Here is an 18218-nt window from a genome sequence, read left to right as displayed (position 1 = left end):
CTTTTATTTTTCTGCTTGTTGGCTTTCATAATCAAACGAACCTAAATCTAGACTCTTTACCATGACAGCTTCCATCAATTGATTATTTTGAGCATAATCTCCGTTTTCACTTTGACTCATTATTAGATAGATTCTGCCTTGTTTTGTATACATTGCAGAAGGCACCGTAAAAGGATTGCCACCTGACATATTTTCAATACTACTTGGAAAGTCAAGAGTGACCGTTCGCATATTTTCCCCTCCATCGTCAGAAAAATTAAAACCACCTAGCTTACTAGCATAATAAACCAAATTATCATTGTCCCAGTAGACCAAAGTAACATTAGACTGATCGAGTGACTTGGGAAAATCAGCCTCAGACCAAGTTTTCATATTACTAGAAAAAAATGTTGCATAATAATCCGTACCTAATGATTCATCCGTAGCATAGGTTACATAAACTCGGTCATTGGTTATTGAAATAAATGCCTTACCTCGAAAACCATTATATTTTAGCTTTGAATAAGACCAGTGCTTGCCTTTATCTATGCTATATAAAATTCCCGTTGAGTTTTTGCGATACCCAACAAAAGCTGTAAATTCAGGTGTAATAATATAGCTACCAGCATTAAGTGTCTCATTATATGAATTATTAGGCATTATAAATACCTGACTATAACCATTCGGAACAAGAACCTTATTTTTTTTATTATCATAGGTTACATAGAGCTTTTGATTTTCAGTAAAATATTGCATTGCACTTGTTCTTGTAGTAGTGGTTGGTAATTTCACTGCAGCATTAGAATTACTATTTATTTTTTTGGTAGTTTGCTCTTTTTTAGATGATTTAATGACTGCTCTTTTTTGAATTTTATGATTATTCTTGACTGATCTTGAATTTACAAGATTTTCAGATTTCCCTTTGTTTCCTATAAACCAACGATTTCCATGATGGTTTACATAAAAGTTTTGATTGATGTATAATGTATTATCAAAGTATGTACCAGCAAAAGTTCGTGCTACCTTTTTTATGTGCATCGCATTATTAAAAATATAGCTAACTCTGTACTTATTGTTACCTTGCCAAATTATTTGAAACTCATAGTCATACCCTAATCTATAATTGTAAGGAACTTGCCAACCTTGATAGCAATTAACGTTCTTTTTGGCAGCCATTTTCAATGCCTTATCTTTGGAATTAGCAATTACAATCTGTTCTGTTGGAATAGTAAAGCTTCGCCAAACATATTCTTGGACAACAACCACCACTGCAAAAATAACCAAATATACTGCAACTACGATTCCCCATTTTTTTAAATTCATACTCTATCCCGCCTACTTACTTCTAAATAAATTAATTTTCATTTTCTTAATTATACTATATGTAAAAAAGTAATGTACCATAAATAAGTAGTGGTTTTTGATTACCATTATGTTAAACATTGCAATTATTTCAAATTACATCTATTAACTTATTTTTTTAAATTCACTTTTTTAGAACAAAAAAGGCTTGAGCCACAACTTAACTTTGACTCAAACCTGACGCTAAACTTTTTTATTTTAATATATACATTACTCGTTAAAGAATTATCTCTTCTTCCCGATTTTCTCTAAAAAAAAGAGAAACTTTGACTGCTAAAGGCTTAACAATCGTACCTCTAACAATGTAGGCCAATATATATGAACGAATCCAAACAACTAAAACGCCGAGAATTGAAATATGTGCAAATGCACCACCAATTAACATTCCCCAAGTACTCATAGTTAGACACATAATTGTTAACATCGACCATCCACGAATTCGACCTCCACGTGCTAGCACTGCTTCGGGATTACTCAATTTTTCTGTGGCCTTATCTATAATCGCATCTGTTATTTTTGAAGCCACTAATAAATTATACGTAAATGCAATCAATATAGTTGGCATCCACCACATTAGAAAGTCCTTTACTGTTGTGACAGAAAATCCTGTAGAAAACAAATTTCCTAAAAAGCTCATAATTGATCCCATACCAAAACACATTACACCAATAAATATTATTCTTTGATTTTTAGACATTTAAACTTTCTCCCTCCAATATAGTTTACAAGTAAACTATATTAGTGATTATAAATTGATTTAGTTTATTTGTCAACCAAATTAATTTATACTATACTTTATTTTATATTTACGAAGGAGATGTCCTAATGAATACTCGTGAAATTAATCAAATTGGGCGGTATATCAGCATTATCCAAAGAAATTCTCAAAAAGCACTAAATCATCGACTAAATATTGAAGATTTAACTGCAAGCAAATCGCATCTCTTATTGTTTATAAATGACTATGAAAAAGTCACAGCACAACAAGTATCTGATCAATTGGCGATAAATAAGGGATTAGTAAGTCGTGATTTCAATGAGCTCTTACAATCTGGATACATAGCTAAATCGTTAGATTCTGTAGATCATCGTTCTTACAGAGTAACTCTAACTGAAAAAGGGAAACAGGCGTGTATACAAATAAATAAGATGATGTCAGATTGGTGGCTTGAACAATTTGAAAAGAGCAATAGTGAAAACCTTGCAATAACTTACCAAGAACTATATAAATTAGCAGTATCAATTAGTGGTAGTTCCTTGAAATATTCAAATAATTAATTACTATTTCCAAATATACGTTGAATATTGATAAAAAAAGAGGTTTAAACCGAAAGCTAACTTTCGATTTAAACCTCTAATTAATATAATTTTACTTATCTTCACTACCTAAAATACGACCCACAAATGCTGCAATCGCAGCTCCTAAAGTGGGAGCAATCAAATACACCCAATAGTGTGCTAAACCACTTCCACCAGCAAATAATGCAGGCCCTAAACTACGGGCTGCGTTCAAGGATGCACCTGTAAGATTCAGGAGAACCATAATCATCAATGATAATGTTATTCCAATTGCGACTGGAGCGAATGCAGCATTACCGTACTTGGTGCTTGTAACCATTAAAATAACTAAAACAAAAATAAAAGTAGCCAATGTCTCGATTCCAAAAGCTTGTATTGCCGATAGTTTAGTGAAATCAGTTTGCCCAAAACCATCTTTGACAAGTCCTAATGCATGAATATAAATCGATAAAACTGCTGATGCAACAATTGAACCAAGAGCTTGCGCAACAATGTAAAAAATGCCATCCTTTACATCTAAACGCTTATTAAGCATCATCGCAACGGTAACACCAGGATTAAAATGACCACCTGAAATTCCGCCAACAGCAAAGGCCATCACTGTAACTGAAAGTCCAAAGGCAAGTGCAATCGCAAGAAGGTCACCCTTCCCAATCACGACAGTTCCCGTTCCCACAAAAACTAATACAAATGTTCCAATAAATTCTGCAAGGTATTTTCTCATCAATTCTCTCTCCTCTTTCTAAAAAATAACCAAAGAATAGTATATAAAAATATATATTTTGTGTAAAGTAATATGTCTTAAGAGAAAATTAATTACTGATGGAAGTTGTTATATCAAGAAATCTGCGATATTGCACTGATTTATCTAAAATTAAATTCATTGAAACAATTGGTTTTTTAGTACTGTCATCTATTTTTAATTCCTCTTGTACTATTGTTCTACCATCAATCAAACATTCACCCAGAAAATAAAAACCTAGTCCCTCAGCATCATCTTTTTTTACAAACAAATAAATTTTTCGTTTTTGATGAAGATTTGAAACGCCCTCAATCAATTTTTGAATTTCTTTTGATTGAATCTGTCTGTTACTTCTGCTATACCACTTCATTGTTTTGCTGTCTAAAAATTTATCTTGATACTTAATGCTATCGCCAATTTCCTCAGATTTTTTATATGTCACAAAAATTGGGCAACAGTCATTCGCTACTTTATAACCATAAATTGTAGACGTACAATCAGTTTCAAAGTTCAATAATCTACTTACATCTTTACGTGTATATCTTTTATATCTTGTAAAAACTTCATGAAAGTCATAATCCTTAGCATTTAACAAGCCTGTCTGTACAATATCCAAAACAAATTTTTTGAATACTTCATCTTTCAAAAAGTCGTTAAATATGTTGTCTAACAAAAATGAATTTTCTTTATATGTCACTATTGATGTTTCTCCGTAATTTTTTTGTCCTGTTTTTGTAAAGTACTCTAAACTCAAAACCCTTTTTGTAGATTCTATAACACTCTGATTAATTTGTGCCCCGTATGATTTAACTTCATTAGAAAATCTATCTACCGTTACCTTTTTATCTTTCAATAATAAGTTCAACAAGATTAATTCATGTGGCCTTTTCCCATTTAATAATTCTTTAGTTAACATTGTTAATTTTGAATTCAATTCACTTTTAAGTGGCCTATATTTTTCAACAATCTTCAAAAACTCATAATAATTTTTTAAATTTTTACTATCGGCAAAAACATTAGGATCGACTGACCCATACTTTTTAAAATCGCTAAGCATTGGTACCCTGCCCAACATTCTTTTAAGTTCAAAATATGCCTCTTTTAAATCCCCTAATGAGTCCAATTTAATATTGTTCAAAGATTCAAATATTCTTTCTTTAGCTACTTTCGTAAAACTAATCGTAGATAATCCAATTGTTGGTTGAAAATTTACATTCTCTCTTGCTATGTCCTTATTTCTACTCTTATCACCTGTAAGTGCTATTGGAATTAAATAGTTATTTTTATAATTCCCAATAAAATCAATAACTGTGACAAAGTCCTTTCCATTATATTTACGCAACCCTCTTCCTAATTGTTGTATAAAAACTATACTTGATTGCGTACTTCTCAAAAGAATTATTTGATTTACACAAGGAATATCAATACCTTCGTTAAATATATCTACAGACGTTATATATTCTATTTCACCTGTTTCTAATTTTTTTACTACTACTTCTCTTTCTTGAATTTTATTCTGACCACTCAAAGACTGCGTAGGATGTCCCATTCTTGTTAATTGCTCAGCAAGCAATTGTGCTTCTTCATTTCTACTGCAAAAAATTAGACCTTTTGCTGTGGCACCGGAAAATCCGTAATAATTGACTTGGTCCAGCACATATTTAACTCTATCTTCTGAAGCTAAATATTTCAAAGAACTATTGTCATCCACTCTTTTACCATCTACTTCAAAATCTTTCACACCAATATATTGAAAAGGCACAAGCATTTCTTCTTTTAATGCATCCTGCAAGCGAATCTCATATGCAATATTATAGTCAAATAGTTCAAAAATATTAAAATCATCAGTCCTTTCAGGAGTCGCAGTCATACCTAAAATAAACTTTGGCTTAAAATAATTTAGTATTCTTAAATATGATTTTGCACCAGTTCGATGTGCCTCATCTATTAAAATATAATCAAATTCTTCTACCCTGAACTGTTTCAAATTAGATTCCCTAGCAAGTGATTGTTCCGTTGCAAAAAGATATTTTGCGTATGTCTCATTTTTTGTTCCCGACAATATACCAAAATTTGAAGATGGTCCACCAATAACTTCCATAAAACTTTTCATAGATTTCTTTAATATTTGTTCCCTATGTACAATAAATAAAAACTTCTTGGGATTAAACTGTCTTACATCAAATGCACCTAAATATGTTTTTCCTGTACCTGTTGCAGAAATAACCAAACTTTTTTTCTCGCCTGATTTCCTTATATTATTTAATTCTACCAGTGCGTCTTTTTGCATTTTGTTTGGTTTTATTGTCGTATATCCATCAAAACTTTCTTCCTTTGTAGATGTGCTTTTGTCAATTTCGCGTTTTTGTGTTTGCTGTAATAAATCAAAAGTCTTTTGATAATCATTAATCCACTTCTCAGACAAAACTACTGACTTACACCATGTTTCATTAATATTTTCAAAAATCTGTGTAGTCAATTCAGAATTATCGTAAGAGCTAAACTTTAAATTCCATTCATAATTTTTTAATAAAGCAGAACCAGTAAAATTAGAACTTCCTAAAATGACCGTTTTATAGGACTCTTTTGAATGATTAAATATGTACCCCTTTGCATGAAACCCCTTTTTGGATGAAATTCTAACCTCAACATTTGCTATTTTCATTAATTCTCTAAAAACTTTAGGTTTATTAAAATATAAATAATCTGAAGTTAATATTCTTCCGTGGATACCAGATTCATTTAAATCAGCCATTACTGCTTTAAAGGGCACTAAAATATCCTCACTAAAGAATGCAACTGCAAACACAAATTCATTACATGTCTCTAATTCATATCGCAATTTTTCCCATACATTCTCCTCATTTGAATTACTAAGTAATGTAGGTTTAAGATTCTCATCTTCAGTATCAATTGAAAAAAAAGACTTTACATCATCTCTAGAAACACCATTCCTATCAACATAACCCTTGTATGTTGATACAGCAATACTACTTTTCTTATCCATTTTCATTGAAAAATACCTTCTGAAGATCAATTTTTAGTAACGCATCTACCACAGGTTTATCTGCTTGAGCCCAGTTAAATTTGATTAAATCTTCTTTGATGCTCCATTTAACCTTACTATGCACAGTTAAATCCAAGTTATTAGATTTAAGTCTAGCAAAAAAAACAGTCAAATTTACAGTTCCAAACTGATAAGTAAAATTAACAGCCTCTCCTATTTGATTCCCTATAATAACTTCATCATGAAATTCTTCCCTTATTTCACGTTTAAGTGCCATTTGGGGAGTTTCGCCTATCTCTACTTTCCCACCTGGGAACTCCCATAAATTACCTAATATTTTGTCCTCTTTCCTTTTCGAAACAAGAATTTTATTATCTTTTAAAATTGCTGCTCCAACAACATTTATAATCTTCATTTTTTCCCCACATTTTTTAATAACAACATCTAATTGTCCTATTTTATACTAATTCAAGCAATAACATCTTACATACCTCAATAAACCAAGAACTACTAATAATTATATTATCATATAGTGCAATTGAAATAAATTATTTACCTTTACTCAATTATCTTCTTTACATTACCTTGAAATTCAGCTATAGTCTTAGGCAAAAAGGAAGATTTTTATGACCAAGGTAAAAAATATTTTTATACTCTTCATATTTGCCATTTTGGCAACAATATTTTTTTTCTTTTATTCTGGCTCGTATATTCCACTGTCACTAGATAGTCAACTAGACAACATTATTAAAACACATGATGTAAAATTCATGCAAAAAATCGTACTTAATAAAAAAACACTAACTTTTCTCAAACATGTAAGCTCAAAGGAAAGAGTAAGAAATATCTCTGATTTTGAAGGTGGAGACAAAAATATATACCATTATGCAACAGGCATTAAAAACAAAACTATTGGGGTCGATATGAAAAAAGTTGGTTTATTGAATTGGCACATTAAAACTGTTTCAGAGGAATAAAATTCTTTAACTTCAAATCGTAATCTAAATTAAACAATTATCAGATACTTTATTGTATAATCAAATTAATAAAGGAGGAATATTATGTTAAAAATTTATTATACTGCTGATGGCGATCATCATACAATGGAGTTCAAGAATTCTGACGCCTTTGTTGCTAATTTACAACTGGAAGTACCTGCTCTTCAAGATCACTATACTGTACAAAAAGTAACTATTGATGACAAGGAAGATACAGGTTTTACAGGTAAAACAGTTGTTGATTTATATAATTATTATGCTTAATAAAAAGCGGTCAATTATAATTGTTTGAAGCTTGTTGTGCTCCAAAAATTACATAATGACCGTTTTTTTACCGATTTTCTCTAAAGTTAATAATTATTTTGTACAATTTTTTTGACTTTTTCATTTAAATAATCAATTAGCTTCGGAGAATTATTTTTGAATTCATCTATAAAAGAACCATCTTGGGGAACAATAATTCCCACCTCTTCGCCAAGAATATCTAAGACTGAAATTTGTTTATCATCAACTTTCCATTCAGCTCCCCAATAAGGACCTTCAAGTTCATCAACAATCATTGACCTTATATTTTCAAGAATTGACTCAAGAATCACTTCTCTTTCGGTAACAATTCGATTATTAGAAAGGTACCATGCCAATTTTATCTCGATTTCCTTCATATTGATTGGAACTAACTTGCTTGTTTCATCCATTCTAACCACTCCTAGCATATTAATGAATTACTAGCTTACTACATAGCAATTATATGATGTTCTTTTAAATTACGCTTGATTGGTGCTTGAGTTAAACAAACCAATGATTTTAAAATTCCTCTTAGATTACTCTTAGATTAATAAGTGTTGGTGCTAACGCTACACATATAATTCTAAAATCTGTACTCACACACGCTGTTATATTTAAACTCTCTCCCAATAATACTTAAACAAATCAAGGATTGTCTTTCCTTCAAAATCAATTACTTCCTCATCATTTATTGTTACCTTAAACACCTCATACTCATCTTGCAACTCTGGATCATCAACAAGTAAACTTCCTACAAAATCACTTGGTTTTTCAAATTCAATTTCTTTATTGTCATAATCTGCCTTGTAATAAATTTTCATCATTTTCTATCAACTTCCTTTCATCCCTACCAATTATACACTATTCGCCAATTAGATTACCCCTCAAAAAATTCATTCTTTTCATATTTTTTTTAATAAAAAACCAAATTTCCTCCTCACAAAAAAATATTTCTTACGTTACTATCATAACTATATAAAATATAAGGAGGAATTCAAAATGGCAGCAACAGATCGTGGAACCAAAAAAATTCTACTAATTGGAACAATTGTGTTACTAATAGCTGGTACAAGTGGTGGAATTGGATATTACTTTGGAGCACATAATTCACAACCTAGTTTTCAAATGGGCAAAAATATGAAAAGTATGCCTAACGGTAAGAAGCCCTCTTCAAAGAATTTTAAAAACTAATTATCGTTTAACTAAAAAAGAGAATTCCATAAATTCAATTTTAAAAAATGATTTTATGGGGTTCTCTTACTTTTTTAACTTTCAAATCTGATAGTTATTGCATTACCGTTGATATTTACTTTTCGCTAGCTTAATCATAATGATTCACTACTCTACCACAATTTTTTCAACTTCATTATTTTCTTTGATACTTTTTTTACTATCATGATTTCTCCAATTTACAGCCAAAACTGAACCAGAAATATTATGCCAGATGCTGAACACCGTCGATGGAATTGCAGCGGCTGGTACAAAATACTTTAGGGCAAGTGTTGCACCAAGGCTTGAATCTTGCATCCCAACTTCGAAAGTAATTGCTTTTCTTTGTGGCGTTTTTAACTGAATTAATTTTGAAAATAAGTACCCAAGCCCATATCCTGATAGGTTATGCAATATTACAACGGGAATTACTAAGAATGTCTGTGCCGTCAACAATTCTGCATGATTAGCTGAAATAACCGCACCGATAATTAATAAAATAGCTAACTGCGAAACTAAAGGCAACAATTTGGTTATCCATTCAATTTTATTTTTAAATAAACTGTGCACTAATACTCCTAATAAAATTGGAACCAAAACAATTTTGACTGTACTTAAAAATAATGAAAAGGCAGGGATATCAACATATTTTCCAGCAAATAATAATAGCAAACTTGGTATTGCCACAGGAGCTAATAAAGTCGAAAAAGTTTCGATTGAAACGTCTAAAGCAACATCTCCACCTGCTAAATATGCCATAACACTTGAAGAGGTTCCGCTAGGACATGACCCTACTAAAATAACTCCTGCAGCAGTCGCTCCTTTTAATTGAAAAATCAGGCATAAAACCCAAGCAATTGTTGGCATAATTAGATAATGTGCGACGGTTCCTGCAATTACTGGAAATGGCTTTTTTGCAATTCTTTCAAAATCTTTAAATCTTAGAGTAAGACCCATGCCAAATAAAATCACACCCAAAAGATAAGAAATATTAGGAATAATCCATGTACTGGTTTTGGGCAAAAAATAATTAAAAATTACCCAAAATACTATTGCCACTGTAAAATATTTCCCTACAAATTTACCAAATTTTTCTACTTTTGCCATGCAAATCATTCCCCCTATATTTTAAAACAATTCACTTACATCTTTCATTACACCGCCAGTGTTTGCAGATGTTACTAGATATTGATATCTAGCAAGGTACCCACTCTTAACTTTTGGCACGAATGGTTTAAGTTCTTTTCTTCTTTTTTCAAGTTCTTCATTTGTTAAATCAACATCTAATGTACGTTTTACTAAATCAATTGTAATATTATCATCGTCTTTTATAAGCGCTATCTCTCCACCAGCTGCTGCTTCTGGTGAAACATGACCCACACATATTCCGTGCGTTGCCCCAGAAAAGCGGCCATCAGTAATCAAGGCAACATCTTTTCCTAAGCCACGGCCAATTAAATGCGAAGTTGGATTTAACATTTCGGGCATCCCTGGTCCCCCTTTTGGCCCCTCATATCTAATTACAACAACATGTCCAGCCTTTACAAGTCCCGAATCTATTCCATCCACAGCTTCATCATGTGAACTAAAACAAATTGCTTTACCTGTGAACTTAGAAATATCCGGATCTACTCCTGCAACTTTTATTACTGAACCATCCTTAGCAATATTCCCGTATAAGATTGAAAGTCCCCCCACCTCTGAATATGGGTTCGAAAGTGGTCTAATTACTTCTGAATTTAACACTTTAGCCCCTTCATTATTTTCTCGTAGCGTCCTACCAGTAACTGTGACTCTTTCTGGATGAAGAATCCCACCTTTTTCTATTAGTTCGTTAACTATAGCTGGTATTCCTCCAGCATTTTGTACATCCTCCATTGTCCAAGCAGATGAGGGCGCAATTTTTGCCAAATGTGGTGTTTTTGCAGCAATATTATTTACATCTTTTTGAGAATATTTCACTCCTGCTTCATGTGCAATCGCAAGTGTATGTAAAACCGTGTTAGTAGAACCACCCATTGCCATATCTAACGCAAAACAATCATCAAAGGCTTCTTTTGTCATCACATCACGCGGTTTCAGACTTTTCTTTACATTTTCGATTACTTGTCGAGCTGCTACTCTTACCAACTCTCTTCGCTCTTTTGAAACCGCCAGCAAAGTCCCATTATATGGAAGTGCCATCCCTAATACTTCCATTAATGAATTCATCGAATTTGCAGTAAACATCCCGGCACAAGAACCACATGTTGGACAAGCAGTTCGTTCAAGTTCTAAAAAATCTTCTTTAGTCATTTTCCCATCTTTAAAAGCACCCACAGCCTCAAAAACGGTTGATAATGTCGTAGCTCTCCCTTTTTTATCTAGCCCTGCTTTCATCGGTCCGCCCGAAACAAAAACTGAAGGTAAATTCGTTCTTGCAGCAGCCATCAACATTCCTGGTGTTATCTTGTCACAATTTGGAATAAATAATGCACCATCAAACCAATGCGCATTTAAAACTGTTTCAGCTGAATCAGCAATAATTTCGCGACTTGGCAAGGAATATCGCATTCCAATGTGACCCATAGCAATCCCATCATCAACTCCAATTGTGTTAAATTCAAAAGGAATTCCTCCAGCTTTTCTAATCTCCTCTTTTGCAATATCTGCTAGTTCACGTAAATGAACATGTCCTGGAATAATTTCAACATATGAATTAACAATTGCAATAAATGGTTTATTCATATCTTCTGGAGACTTAACTTGTCCGGTTGCATATAATAAACTGCGTCCAGGTGCTCGATCAGCTCCTCTGGTAATCGTGTCACTTCTTTTTTTTATATCACTACTGTCAATCGAAAAATTCAATGTATTCTCTTTCAAAATCATCCCTCCTAGATAAACAAAAAACCACCGTGCAATAATTGCGCGGTGGTTTTTACTGATCCTTTAATCTTAGCCAAGCCAAAATTTTCCAGTCATAAAATCACGCGCACACATGATAATAACTAGAATAATGACTGCAATGTTCACAAATTGGCTGTTAAGAATTAGCATCAGTTTTTCCTCTTTTCTAAACTAAAGATTAGCAATAAATTAAAATTAAAAGTATTTTTGATATCAAAAATTAATTATCGATGAAATTATAATAAATCTATCATTTAGAATAGTCAACAACTATTTAAAAAAATTACAAACTAATAAAATCTGTTAAAAAAACTATCTATGCTAGCGTAGCGATAACTAACAATATTTTTACTCTATAATTGATAAAAAAAGAGAGCTAGGATAAATAAATATCTATCCTAATTCTCTTTTAACTTGTTTCCTAGTATAAAGAATTAAATCTATTTCAAACAAATGGTCGACCACCTGCTAAAACAAACCCAATAATGCCCACGATAATTATCAACAAAATCAACAAAAATTTCAGCGAGCCCTTCATCTTTTTTTCATTACTAAAATATATTTCACAAAAAGCAATCAGTCCAACTGCAAGTAAAACCTTGATTATTGCTAAAAATGGACTTGTCATCCATGCATATTTGAAAAGAAATATACCGCTTATAATTGCAACTATATAACAACAACGTGCAATCATTTTTACTACTTTATTTGTTTTTTCTTTAACACAAATCACATAAATCACTATTGATAACAATAGGATCCAAGAAAATAGGTGCATAAATAACCAAAACATCTCATCACTTCCTACTTCGAATTAATATAACAACTCTATTGTAGTTTATAATTTTTCAAAATGCATTAAGAAAAGCACCTATTTCAGTGATTATTAATTGTTATATCTATTTCCAGTATGCTCTTGTGTAATCAGCAAAACCGGCTGTATGATAAATTACGCCACTCAAGCCACTTTGAACCAAGTGATCTTCTTTAACATAGTAAAGTGGAATAATTCCTGTATCCTTTTGCAATTGCTTTTGTGCATCACGCAGATTTTCCCAATAGGCTTTTTGAGTCTTAGCAACCTGTGCATTAGCAATATATTCATCAAATTTAGAACTTGAATATTTACCAGGATTCATTGAATTATTTGTTGTCAAAATTCCAAGATAATTAATCGGATCAGCATAATCAGCCAACCAATACCAAAGGCTTAAATCAAAATCGCCCGCTGTCTTTTTATTGGACAGTGATTTTGCCGGTAAATCTTGAACTTTCACGTTCACTCCAGTTAATTTACTCTGGACTGCACTTTGAATATATTCAGCGACCTTCTTTTGTGTCTCAGTATCTTCAGCAATCAGATTAAGCGTTACAGAAGACTTCCCAATTTCAGATAGTCCCTCTTTCCACAATTTTTGAGCCTCTTTGACATTTGCTTTAGTCGAAGTAGCTGTCTCAGTACTAAAGTCTTTACCCGTAATTGGATCCTTGGCTGTCTTGGGACTTACAAAACTTCCAGCAGCACTTGACCCATCTCCTAAAACTTTTTGCGTTAATTCCTCACGATTTATCACCAACGAAATAGCTTTACGTAATTTTTCATTTGCTAAAACCGAACCGGAACGTTGATTAACCTGTAAGTAATAGGTCCAAGCTCGACTAACTTTCTTAAGGTTTTTATTATTTTGCAATCCTTGTGCAACAACCCCTGAAACAGTTGCATCGTCTAATTTATTAGTCTTGAAAAGATTATAAGCAGTATTGTCATCTTTTACAGTTGCATAATTAATTTTAGTTAACTTAACTTTATTTTTTGCATAATAATAGTTGTTTTTAACCAAGGTGTATGAATCATTTACCCCGGTCCATTTTGTAATTTTAAATGCACCATTTGAAACTGTATTTTTTGCATTTGTAGCATATTTTTTTGTCCCTACTTTTTGAACAAAAGACTTATCCTGTGGTAAAAAAACCGGCATTGTCACTAGTTTATTAAAAGACTGCATTGGATGTTCCAAATTAATCTCTAATTTATACTTGCCTAAAGCCTTAATTCCCAAATTATCTGGTGACATTTTACCGGCGACAATCGCATCAGCATTCTTAATTCCACTAAACACATAAGTATAAACAGGATTATTTGCAGGATCAACCGAACGTCTCCATGAATAAACAAAATCAACTGCAGTAACTTTGTCTCCATTAGACCACCTTGCATCTTTTCGTAATTGTATCGTATACGTTTTACCATCATTTGTTGGCTTAACAACTGTCTTCGCAATTGCTGGTACTACTTCATTTTTCGTATTTAACTTATAAAGTCCCTCATCTAAATTGGTCAAAGTCGAAAATTCAGACATTGTGGCTTGGTTAGTGTTATCTAAAGTTGTCAATTCAGACGTCTGCATCAAGTTTAATACTGTCTTTTGTTTCGAATCGCTCTTTTTTGAAGAACAGGCACTTAAAAATAATAATCCTATTACTATAGGAATAGCTAACTTCCCAATTTTTCTTACCATCATATTCTCCATTCTTTATTATTCTTGCTCGAAATTAAAAGTAAACTTGACACCCGCCTCCAAAGTTTTATGAACTGTACATTGCGCTAAAGTTTCTTCTATAAAATCTTCCTTGTCTTTGCCTTCAATATCAGCTCTAAAAGTTATGTTGACTGCAATTTCATCTACTTCTGAAGTCCCATCATCGTGTTTTGCAACATTTCCAATCGACTTTATGTCAAATTTTTCAAGCTTTATTCTATGCTTTTTAGCAACTGACTGTGCCGTAATTGTCAAACAACCATTGACGGCTCCTATCAGATATTGGACAGGATTGGGGCCTGCGTCTGTTCCACGTACAGTCGTTGGCTCATCCATTAAATAACGATGTACACCTGCTTGTGCTCCAACTTGATAGCCAATATTTCTGATACTTGAATTAACAATATATTTTCCCATAGTTTATTTCTCCTTTTTTAATTTGTAATTATGATAAGTATACACTGCGATTAAAAAATAATCTCACTGATTTTTAGCCAATCTTTCCAAAAAAATCATTTACAAAATGTAAGTATTATCATGATATAGTATCCACAAAAAAATAACAATCCTTAGTTATAACTCTAAAAAATTATATACTGATATTAAATTATTTATTGTAAAAATGCACGTGATATTAATATTCCGAATTTATACACCCTATGCTTGAATTTAGTCATTTTAGACTAAACCACTTTTCTATGATAACGTTTTCTAAAGTGATAGAATAAATGTGTAAATTCTTAACTTTTGAAAGGAATGTTGTAGCAATGGAAAATATCATTTTTACACTCGAATTCGATAGTGACCAAAGTAATGAAACAACTAATGAATATCTTGCAAAAGGATGGCAGCTTCTACACGTAGGTCAAAAGTCATACATAGATTCTTCTGGTAATCTTCTATGCAATACCTCCTATGTAATAGGCGCAACACAACAAGTTTATGATGCATGGAAAAAAGAGCAACTACAATTACGACAAACTGCACTTCGTGTGAAAGACTTTGTAATCTCAAATGACAATGGTAACTTTTAACAGATAAATCACCAAGAATTTAAAAAAAGTAAGGTTAGTTTCCATTTTAACCTTACTTTTTTTAGCCCTTGCTCCCCTTCGTTAACTTATGGCTATTTACATCAAATACGTCTTTAGAACAGGCATTGACCAACAACTTTTTTAATAGACTTAATTAAATTAATATGTTTACTCTCAATTTGCATCCTTTCGAACATCGCAAACTATATCAATATAATTAGCTTACTATTTTCTCATTTTTCATTTCTTTTTACGCAACTAATACTAAAATATGTTGCGCAAACTACATTAGCCGTATTAAAATAATAATTAAAGATTCAGATAAAATTCTTAGGATAAATATTATTAATTAAAAGCACATACTAAATTGACAACGTCCTATCTTTCAGAAAAGGTAACTTGCACCCGACTATAGTAACACTAGAGAATTTTCTAACGTGAAGTTAGGCAATTCAATTTTGCTAATATTTTCTCAGTTTCTGCTGATTATCTTCTGCGGAATTGTTTTTATGAATCTCAGGACAAGAATCTGCTAAAAAAGTTTTTCGACAAAAATCTTGAAAAATGACTCATGACATTGCGAAACCAATCAGTAAATATCAAGAAAAACTAAAACATATTTTACATGTAATCATAGGATTAGCACTTTGTTTTACACAATAGAATTAAAAATTATTATTTGATTAGTAGAATTACAAAAAGAAAAAATAGAAACCAAAGCAAATAGTTTAGCAATTGCTTTGTTAGAAAAGTTAATGTTCGATGGATTTGACGTGTCGTATGAATTCTTTTTATAACTTAACTAGTCCAAAACTGATGACTTAAAAAGCTGAAAATTTAGGGGGAATTGTTTATGAATAATGCATATTTGTTGAGTCAACTCACAAATGAAGAACGTTTACTCGTTAATTCAGAGATAGAGAAAAGAAAGAAGAATACAGTCGTAGCATACTTATTGTGGTTCTTTTTAGGAACAGTTGGTGGCCATAGATATTATTTTGGAAAAATTGGTAGTGCTATTGCTATGACCTTGATTACAGTATTAACTCTCGGATTTGGTGTAATCATTACGGGTATTTGGGCTATTATTGATGTTTTTTTTATTAATGGTTGGCTTCGTGAAGACCAAGACCGAATTGAGAATGGGCTTTCTCAAGAATTACTTTCACGTAGAAGTAATACATCTACAAATAATGAATCTGTTGTAGATAGCAACTCAGTTAAAGATAAATAGCACTTAAAAATTAAATATGTCAAAAAAGGTAACGATATATATAAATTATAAAAAACCATTCTATAAAAGAATTTGGATTGTTATAGTTATTGTTCTTATAAGTTTGTAAATGTAAAATCAGATACTTCTATGTAACCTATTGCCCTTTCAGGGGGCTTTTTTTTACACATAAAAATTTTAAAAAACCACAAACGTTAATATAACAACGCTTGTGGCTAGTCTTACTCGTTTAACCAACAGACCCTTCCATTTGGTATTCAATCAATCGATTAAGTTCAACTGCATATTCCATTGGGAGTTCTTTCGTAAATGGTTCTACAAAGCCCATGATAATCATCTCTGTGGCCTTTTCTTCGGTAATACCACGACTCATTAGATAATAAAGCTGTTCTTCTGAAATCTTCGAAACTTTCGCCTCGTGCTCCATTGAAACATTCCCATTCTTAATCTCATTAAATGGAATTGTATCACTTGCACTCTTTTCATCAAGAATAATTGTGTCACATTCTACATGTGAAAATGAACCATCACTTGTGCGACCAAAGCGAACCTTACCACGATAATCAACACGACCGCCGTCTTTGCATAATGACTTGGAAACAATCGAGCTCGAAGTATTCTTCGCATTATGAATCATACGCGCTCCGGTATCAGAAACAATATCCTTTCCAGCGAATGCAATTGATAACATTGTTCCTCTTGCACCTTCACCATTCATATAGACACTTGGATATTTCATTGTCACTTTTGATCCAAGATTCCCATCTACCCATTCCATCGTTGCATTTTCTAGTGCTTGTGCACGTTTAGTTTCCAAACTATATACATTGTCAGACCAGTTTTGAATTGTTGTGTATCGACAGTAAGCATCTTTTAATACATTAACTTCTACAACCGCTGCGTGTAAACTATCTTCGGAATAATTTGGTGCCGTACATCCCTCGACATAATTCACACTTGCACCCTCATCAACAATAATTAATGTCCGCTCAAATTGGCCACTGTTTCCTGCATTAATTCTGAAATAACTTTGAATTGGAACTTCTGTTCTTACACCTTTAGGCACATAGATAAAAGTTCCCCCAGACCAAACTGCTGAATTAAGCGCTGCAAATTTATTGTCTGCTGGAGGAATTAATTTACCAAAGTATTGCTTAACTAATTCAGGATATTGTTGTACGGCTGAGTCAGTATCCATAAAAACAATTCCTAATTTTTCAAAATCTTCTCGCATATTATGATATACAACTTCTGATTCATACTGCGCAGAAGATCCTGCTAAATACTTACGTTCAGCTTCTGGTACTCCCAAACGATCAAAAGTCTTTTTGATATCCTCAGGTACATCTTCCCAATTCCGAGCAATCCCATTACTATCACGTCTAAAATAATTAATACGATCTAGATTAAGCGGTGATAAATCAGGACCAAAATCGGGCATCTCCATTTGTTCATAACGTCTAAATGACTTTAGTCGAAAATCCAACATCCAGTCGGGCTCATTTTTTGCAGCAGAAATTTGACGAACAATCTCTTCATTCAAGCCTTCTCCAGTTGTTAAAATTGGCTGGATATCATCCTTAAAACCATATTTATATTCGCCACCTAAACCAAGTGTAGTCGCATCTGCCATATTGTTC

General features: G+C 32.3%; 19 protein-coding genes. 6 read left to right on the top strand and 13 right to left on the bottom strand.

Translation table 11 applies throughout. The features are described 5' to 3' along the window. Positions 1–3: 3 nt before the first annotated feature. Together FC80_RS05195 and FC80_RS05190 are read right to left on the bottom strand one after the other, a co-directional pair. Positions 4–1302 carry a beta propeller repeat protein gene (locus tag FC80_RS05195; protein ID WP_057829073.1) on the bottom strand — a complete coding sequence of 433 codons (1299 nt, stop codon included), beginning with the start codon at positions 1300–1302 and terminating at the stop codon, positions 4–6. Between the two features lie 256 nt (positions 1303–1558). Beyond that, positions 1559–2038: a DUF2798 domain-containing protein gene (locus tag FC80_RS05190; RefSeq protein WP_057829072.1), complete on the bottom strand. Its 480-nt coding sequence runs from the start codon at positions 2036–2038 to the stop codon at positions 1559–1561. Positions 2039–2166: 128 nt separating this feature from the next. On the opposite strand from FC80_RS05190, the gene FC80_RS05185 reads away from it, so the two are divergent. Then, entirely contained in the window at positions 2167–2619 is a 453-nt protein-coding gene (locus tag FC80_RS05185; RefSeq protein ID WP_057829071.1) for a MarR family winged helix-turn-helix transcriptional regulator, read from the top strand. A 91-nt stretch (positions 2620–2710) separates the two neighbouring features. On the opposite strand, the gene FC80_RS05180 is transcribed toward FC80_RS05185, so the two are convergent. From FC80_RS05180 to FC80_RS05170, 3 genes are all read right to left on the bottom strand, one after another. Further along, the gene (locus FC80_RS05180) at positions 2711–3364 is read right to left on the bottom strand and encodes an MIP/aquaporin family protein (RefSeq protein ID WP_057829070.1); all 654 of its coding nucleotides are present in this window, start codon (positions 3362–3364) and stop codon (positions 2711–2713) included. 88 nt (positions 3365–3452) lie between these two features. Next, positions 3453–6395: a DEAD/DEAH box helicase gene (locus tag FC80_RS05175; protein WP_057829069.1), complete on the bottom strand. Its 2943-nt coding sequence runs from the start codon at positions 6393–6395 to the stop codon at positions 3453–3455. After that, positions 6382–6804: a (deoxy)nucleoside triphosphate pyrophosphohydrolase gene (locus FC80_RS05170; RefSeq protein ID WP_057829068.1), complete on the bottom strand. Its 423-nt coding sequence runs from the start codon at positions 6802–6804 to the stop codon at positions 6382–6384. Before FC80_RS05170 ends, FC80_RS05175 begins: the two co-directional genes overlap by 14 nt. Positions 6805–7015: 211 nt before the next feature. Here FC80_RS05170 and FC80_RS05165 point away from each other — a divergent pair, with 211 nt between their 5' ends. Together FC80_RS05165 and FC80_RS05160 are read left to right on the top strand one after the other, a co-directional pair. After that, positions 7016–7366 carry a hypothetical protein gene (locus tag FC80_RS05165; protein WP_057829067.1) on the top strand — a complete coding sequence of 117 codons (351 nt, stop codon included), beginning with the start codon at positions 7016–7018 and terminating at the stop codon, positions 7364–7366. Between the two features lie 84 nt (positions 7367–7450). Continuing rightward, complete coding sequence (locus tag FC80_RS05160) at positions 7451–7651, top strand: hypothetical protein (protein ID WP_057829066.1); 201 nt, start codon at positions 7451–7453, stop codon at positions 7649–7651. An 86-nt stretch (positions 7652–7737) separates the two neighbouring features. Here FC80_RS05160 and FC80_RS05155 read toward each other — a convergent pair whose 3' ends face one another. Beyond that, positions 7738–8082: a hypothetical protein gene (locus FC80_RS05155; protein ID WP_057829065.1), complete on the bottom strand. Its 345-nt coding sequence runs from the start codon at positions 8080–8082 to the stop codon at positions 7738–7740. 204 nt (positions 8083–8286) lie between these two features. Beyond that, positions 8287–8496: a hypothetical protein gene (locus FC80_RS05150; RefSeq protein WP_057829064.1), complete on the bottom strand. Its 210-nt coding sequence runs from the start codon at positions 8494–8496 to the stop codon at positions 8287–8289. A 175-nt stretch (positions 8497–8671) separates the two neighbouring features. Between FC80_RS05150 and FC80_RS05145 the strand changes: the two genes are divergently transcribed. After that, the gene (locus FC80_RS05145) at positions 8672–8863 is read left to right on the top strand and encodes a flagellar basal body-associated FliL family protein (protein WP_057829063.1); all 192 of its coding nucleotides are present in this window, start codon (positions 8672–8674) and stop codon (positions 8861–8863) included. A gap of 147 nt (positions 8864–9010) precedes the next feature. Here the strand turns inward: FC80_RS05145 and FC80_RS05140 are convergent, their stop codons facing one another. The 5 genes from FC80_RS05140 to FC80_RS05120 form a co-directional block, all read right to left on the bottom strand. Further along, on the bottom strand, positions 9011–9988 hold the full coding sequence (locus FC80_RS05140; protein ID WP_057829062.1) for a bile acid:sodium symporter family protein: 978 nt from the start codon (positions 9986–9988) through the stop codon (positions 9011–9013). Between the two features lie 21 nt (positions 9989–10009). Next, the gene (ilvD, locus tag FC80_RS05135; RefSeq protein WP_235807238.1) at positions 10010–11746 is read right to left on the bottom strand and encodes a dihydroxy-acid dehydratase; all 1737 of its coding nucleotides are present in this window, start codon (positions 11744–11746) and stop codon (positions 10010–10012) included. A gap of 469 nt (positions 11747–12215) precedes the next feature. Beyond that, on the bottom strand, positions 12216–12563 hold the full coding sequence (locus tag FC80_RS05130; protein WP_057829060.1) for a DUF1516 family protein: 348 nt from the start codon (positions 12561–12563) through the stop codon (positions 12216–12218). 106 nt (positions 12564–12669) lie between these two features. Continuing rightward, positions 12670–14289: a peptide ABC transporter substrate-binding protein gene (locus FC80_RS05125; RefSeq protein ID WP_187327431.1), complete on the bottom strand. Its 1620-nt coding sequence runs from the start codon at positions 14287–14289 to the stop codon at positions 12670–12672. An 18-nt stretch (positions 14290–14307) separates the two neighbouring features. Next, on the bottom strand, positions 14308–14727 hold the full coding sequence (locus tag FC80_RS05120) for an OsmC family protein (protein WP_057829058.1): 420 nt from the start codon (positions 14725–14727) through the stop codon (positions 14308–14310). A 350-nt stretch (positions 14728–15077) separates the two neighbouring features. Between FC80_RS05120 and FC80_RS05115 the strand changes: the two genes are divergently transcribed. Continuing rightward, the gene (locus FC80_RS05115; RefSeq protein ID WP_057829347.1) at positions 15078–15344 is read left to right on the top strand and encodes a hypothetical protein; all 267 of its coding nucleotides are present in this window, start codon (positions 15078–15080) and stop codon (positions 15342–15344) included. 853 nt (positions 15345–16197) lie between these two features. Then, on the top strand, positions 16198–16578 hold the full coding sequence (locus FC80_RS05110) for a TM2 domain-containing protein (RefSeq protein WP_057829057.1): 381 nt from the start codon (positions 16198–16200) through the stop codon (positions 16576–16578). Positions 16579–16807: 229 nt separating this feature from the next. Here the strand turns inward: FC80_RS05110 and sufB are convergent, their stop codons facing one another. Then, positions 16808–18211 (bottom strand): Fe-S cluster assembly protein SufB, encoded by a 1404-nt coding sequence (gene sufB, locus FC80_RS05105; RefSeq protein WP_057829056.1) that lies wholly within the window; start codon positions 18209–18211, stop codon positions 16808–16810. Positions 18212–18218 lie beyond the last annotated feature (7 nt).

This window comes from Liquorilactobacillus cacaonum DSM 21116, from assembly GCF_001436735.1.
GTDB lineage: Bacteria > Bacillota > Bacilli > Lactobacillales > Lactobacillaceae > Liquorilactobacillus > Liquorilactobacillus cacaonum.
Note: the sequence above shows the minus strand (reverse complement) of the source record. Positions and strands in the feature narration are given on the sequence as shown.

What these genes read in the sequence shown, in the direction of transcription:
- FC80_RS05115 (WP_057829347.1), top strand. Translation starts at nt 15,078, where the DNA reads ATGGAAAATATCATTTTTACACTCGAATTCGATAGTGACCAAAGTAAT.
- FC80_RS05140 (WP_057829062.1), bottom strand. Translation starts at nt 9,988, where the DNA reads ATGGCAAAAGTAGAAAAATTTGGTAAATTTGTAGGGAAATATTTTACA.
- FC80_RS05190 (WP_057829072.1), bottom strand. Translation starts at nt 2,038, where the DNA reads ATGTCTAAAAATCAAAGAATAATATTTATTGGTGTAATGTGTTTTGGT.
- FC80_RS05180 (WP_057829070.1), bottom strand. Translation starts at nt 3,364, where the DNA reads ATGAGAAAATACCTTGCAGAATTTATTGGAACATTTGTATTAGTTTTT.
- FC80_RS05170 (WP_057829068.1), bottom strand. Translation starts at nt 6,804, where the DNA reads ATGAAGATTATAAATGTTGTTGGAGCAGCAATTTTAAAAGATAATAAA.
- FC80_RS05130 (WP_057829060.1), bottom strand. Translation starts at nt 12,563, where the DNA reads ATGTTTTGGTTATTTATGCACCTATTTTCTTGGATCCTATTGTTATCA.
- FC80_RS05145 (WP_057829063.1), top strand. Translation starts at nt 8,672, where the DNA reads ATGGCAGCAACAGATCGTGGAACCAAAAAAATTCTACTAATTGGAACA.
- FC80_RS05195 (WP_057829073.1), bottom strand. Translation starts at nt 1,302, where the DNA reads ATGAATTTAAAAAAATGGGGAATCGTAGTTGCAGTATATTTGGTTATT.
- FC80_RS05110 (WP_057829057.1), top strand. Translation starts at nt 16,198, where the DNA reads ATGAATAATGCATATTTGTTGAGTCAACTCACAAATGAAGAACGTTTA.
- FC80_RS05160 (WP_057829066.1), top strand. Translation starts at nt 7,451, where the DNA reads ATGTTAAAAATTTATTATACTGCTGATGGCGATCATCATACAATGGAG.
- FC80_RS05175 (WP_057829069.1), bottom strand. Translation starts at nt 6,395, where the DNA reads ATGAAAATGGATAAGAAAAGTAGTATTGCTGTATCAACATACAAGGGT.
- FC80_RS05165 (WP_057829067.1), top strand. Translation starts at nt 7,016, where the DNA reads ATGACCAAGGTAAAAAATATTTTTATACTCTTCATATTTGCCATTTTG.
- FC80_RS05150 (WP_057829064.1), bottom strand. Translation starts at nt 8,496, where the DNA reads ATGATGAAAATTTATTACAAGGCAGATTATGACAATAAAGAAATTGAA.
- FC80_RS05125 (WP_187327431.1), bottom strand. Translation starts at nt 14,289, where the DNA reads ATGGTAAGAAAAATTGGGAAGTTAGCTATTCCTATAGTAATAGGATTA.
- FC80_RS05185 (WP_057829071.1), top strand. Translation starts at nt 2,167, where the DNA reads ATGAATACTCGTGAAATTAATCAAATTGGGCGGTATATCAGCATTATC.
- FC80_RS05155 (WP_057829065.1), bottom strand. Translation starts at nt 8,082, where the DNA reads ATGGATGAAACAAGCAAGTTAGTTCCAATCAATATGAAGGAAATCGAG.
- FC80_RS05120 (WP_057829058.1), bottom strand. Translation starts at nt 14,727, where the DNA reads ATGGGAAAATATATTGTTAATTCAAGTATCAGAAATATTGGCTATCAA.
- sufB (WP_057829056.1), bottom strand. Translation starts at nt 18,211, where the DNA reads ATGGCAGATGCGACTACACTTGGTTTAGGTGGCGAATATAAATATGGT.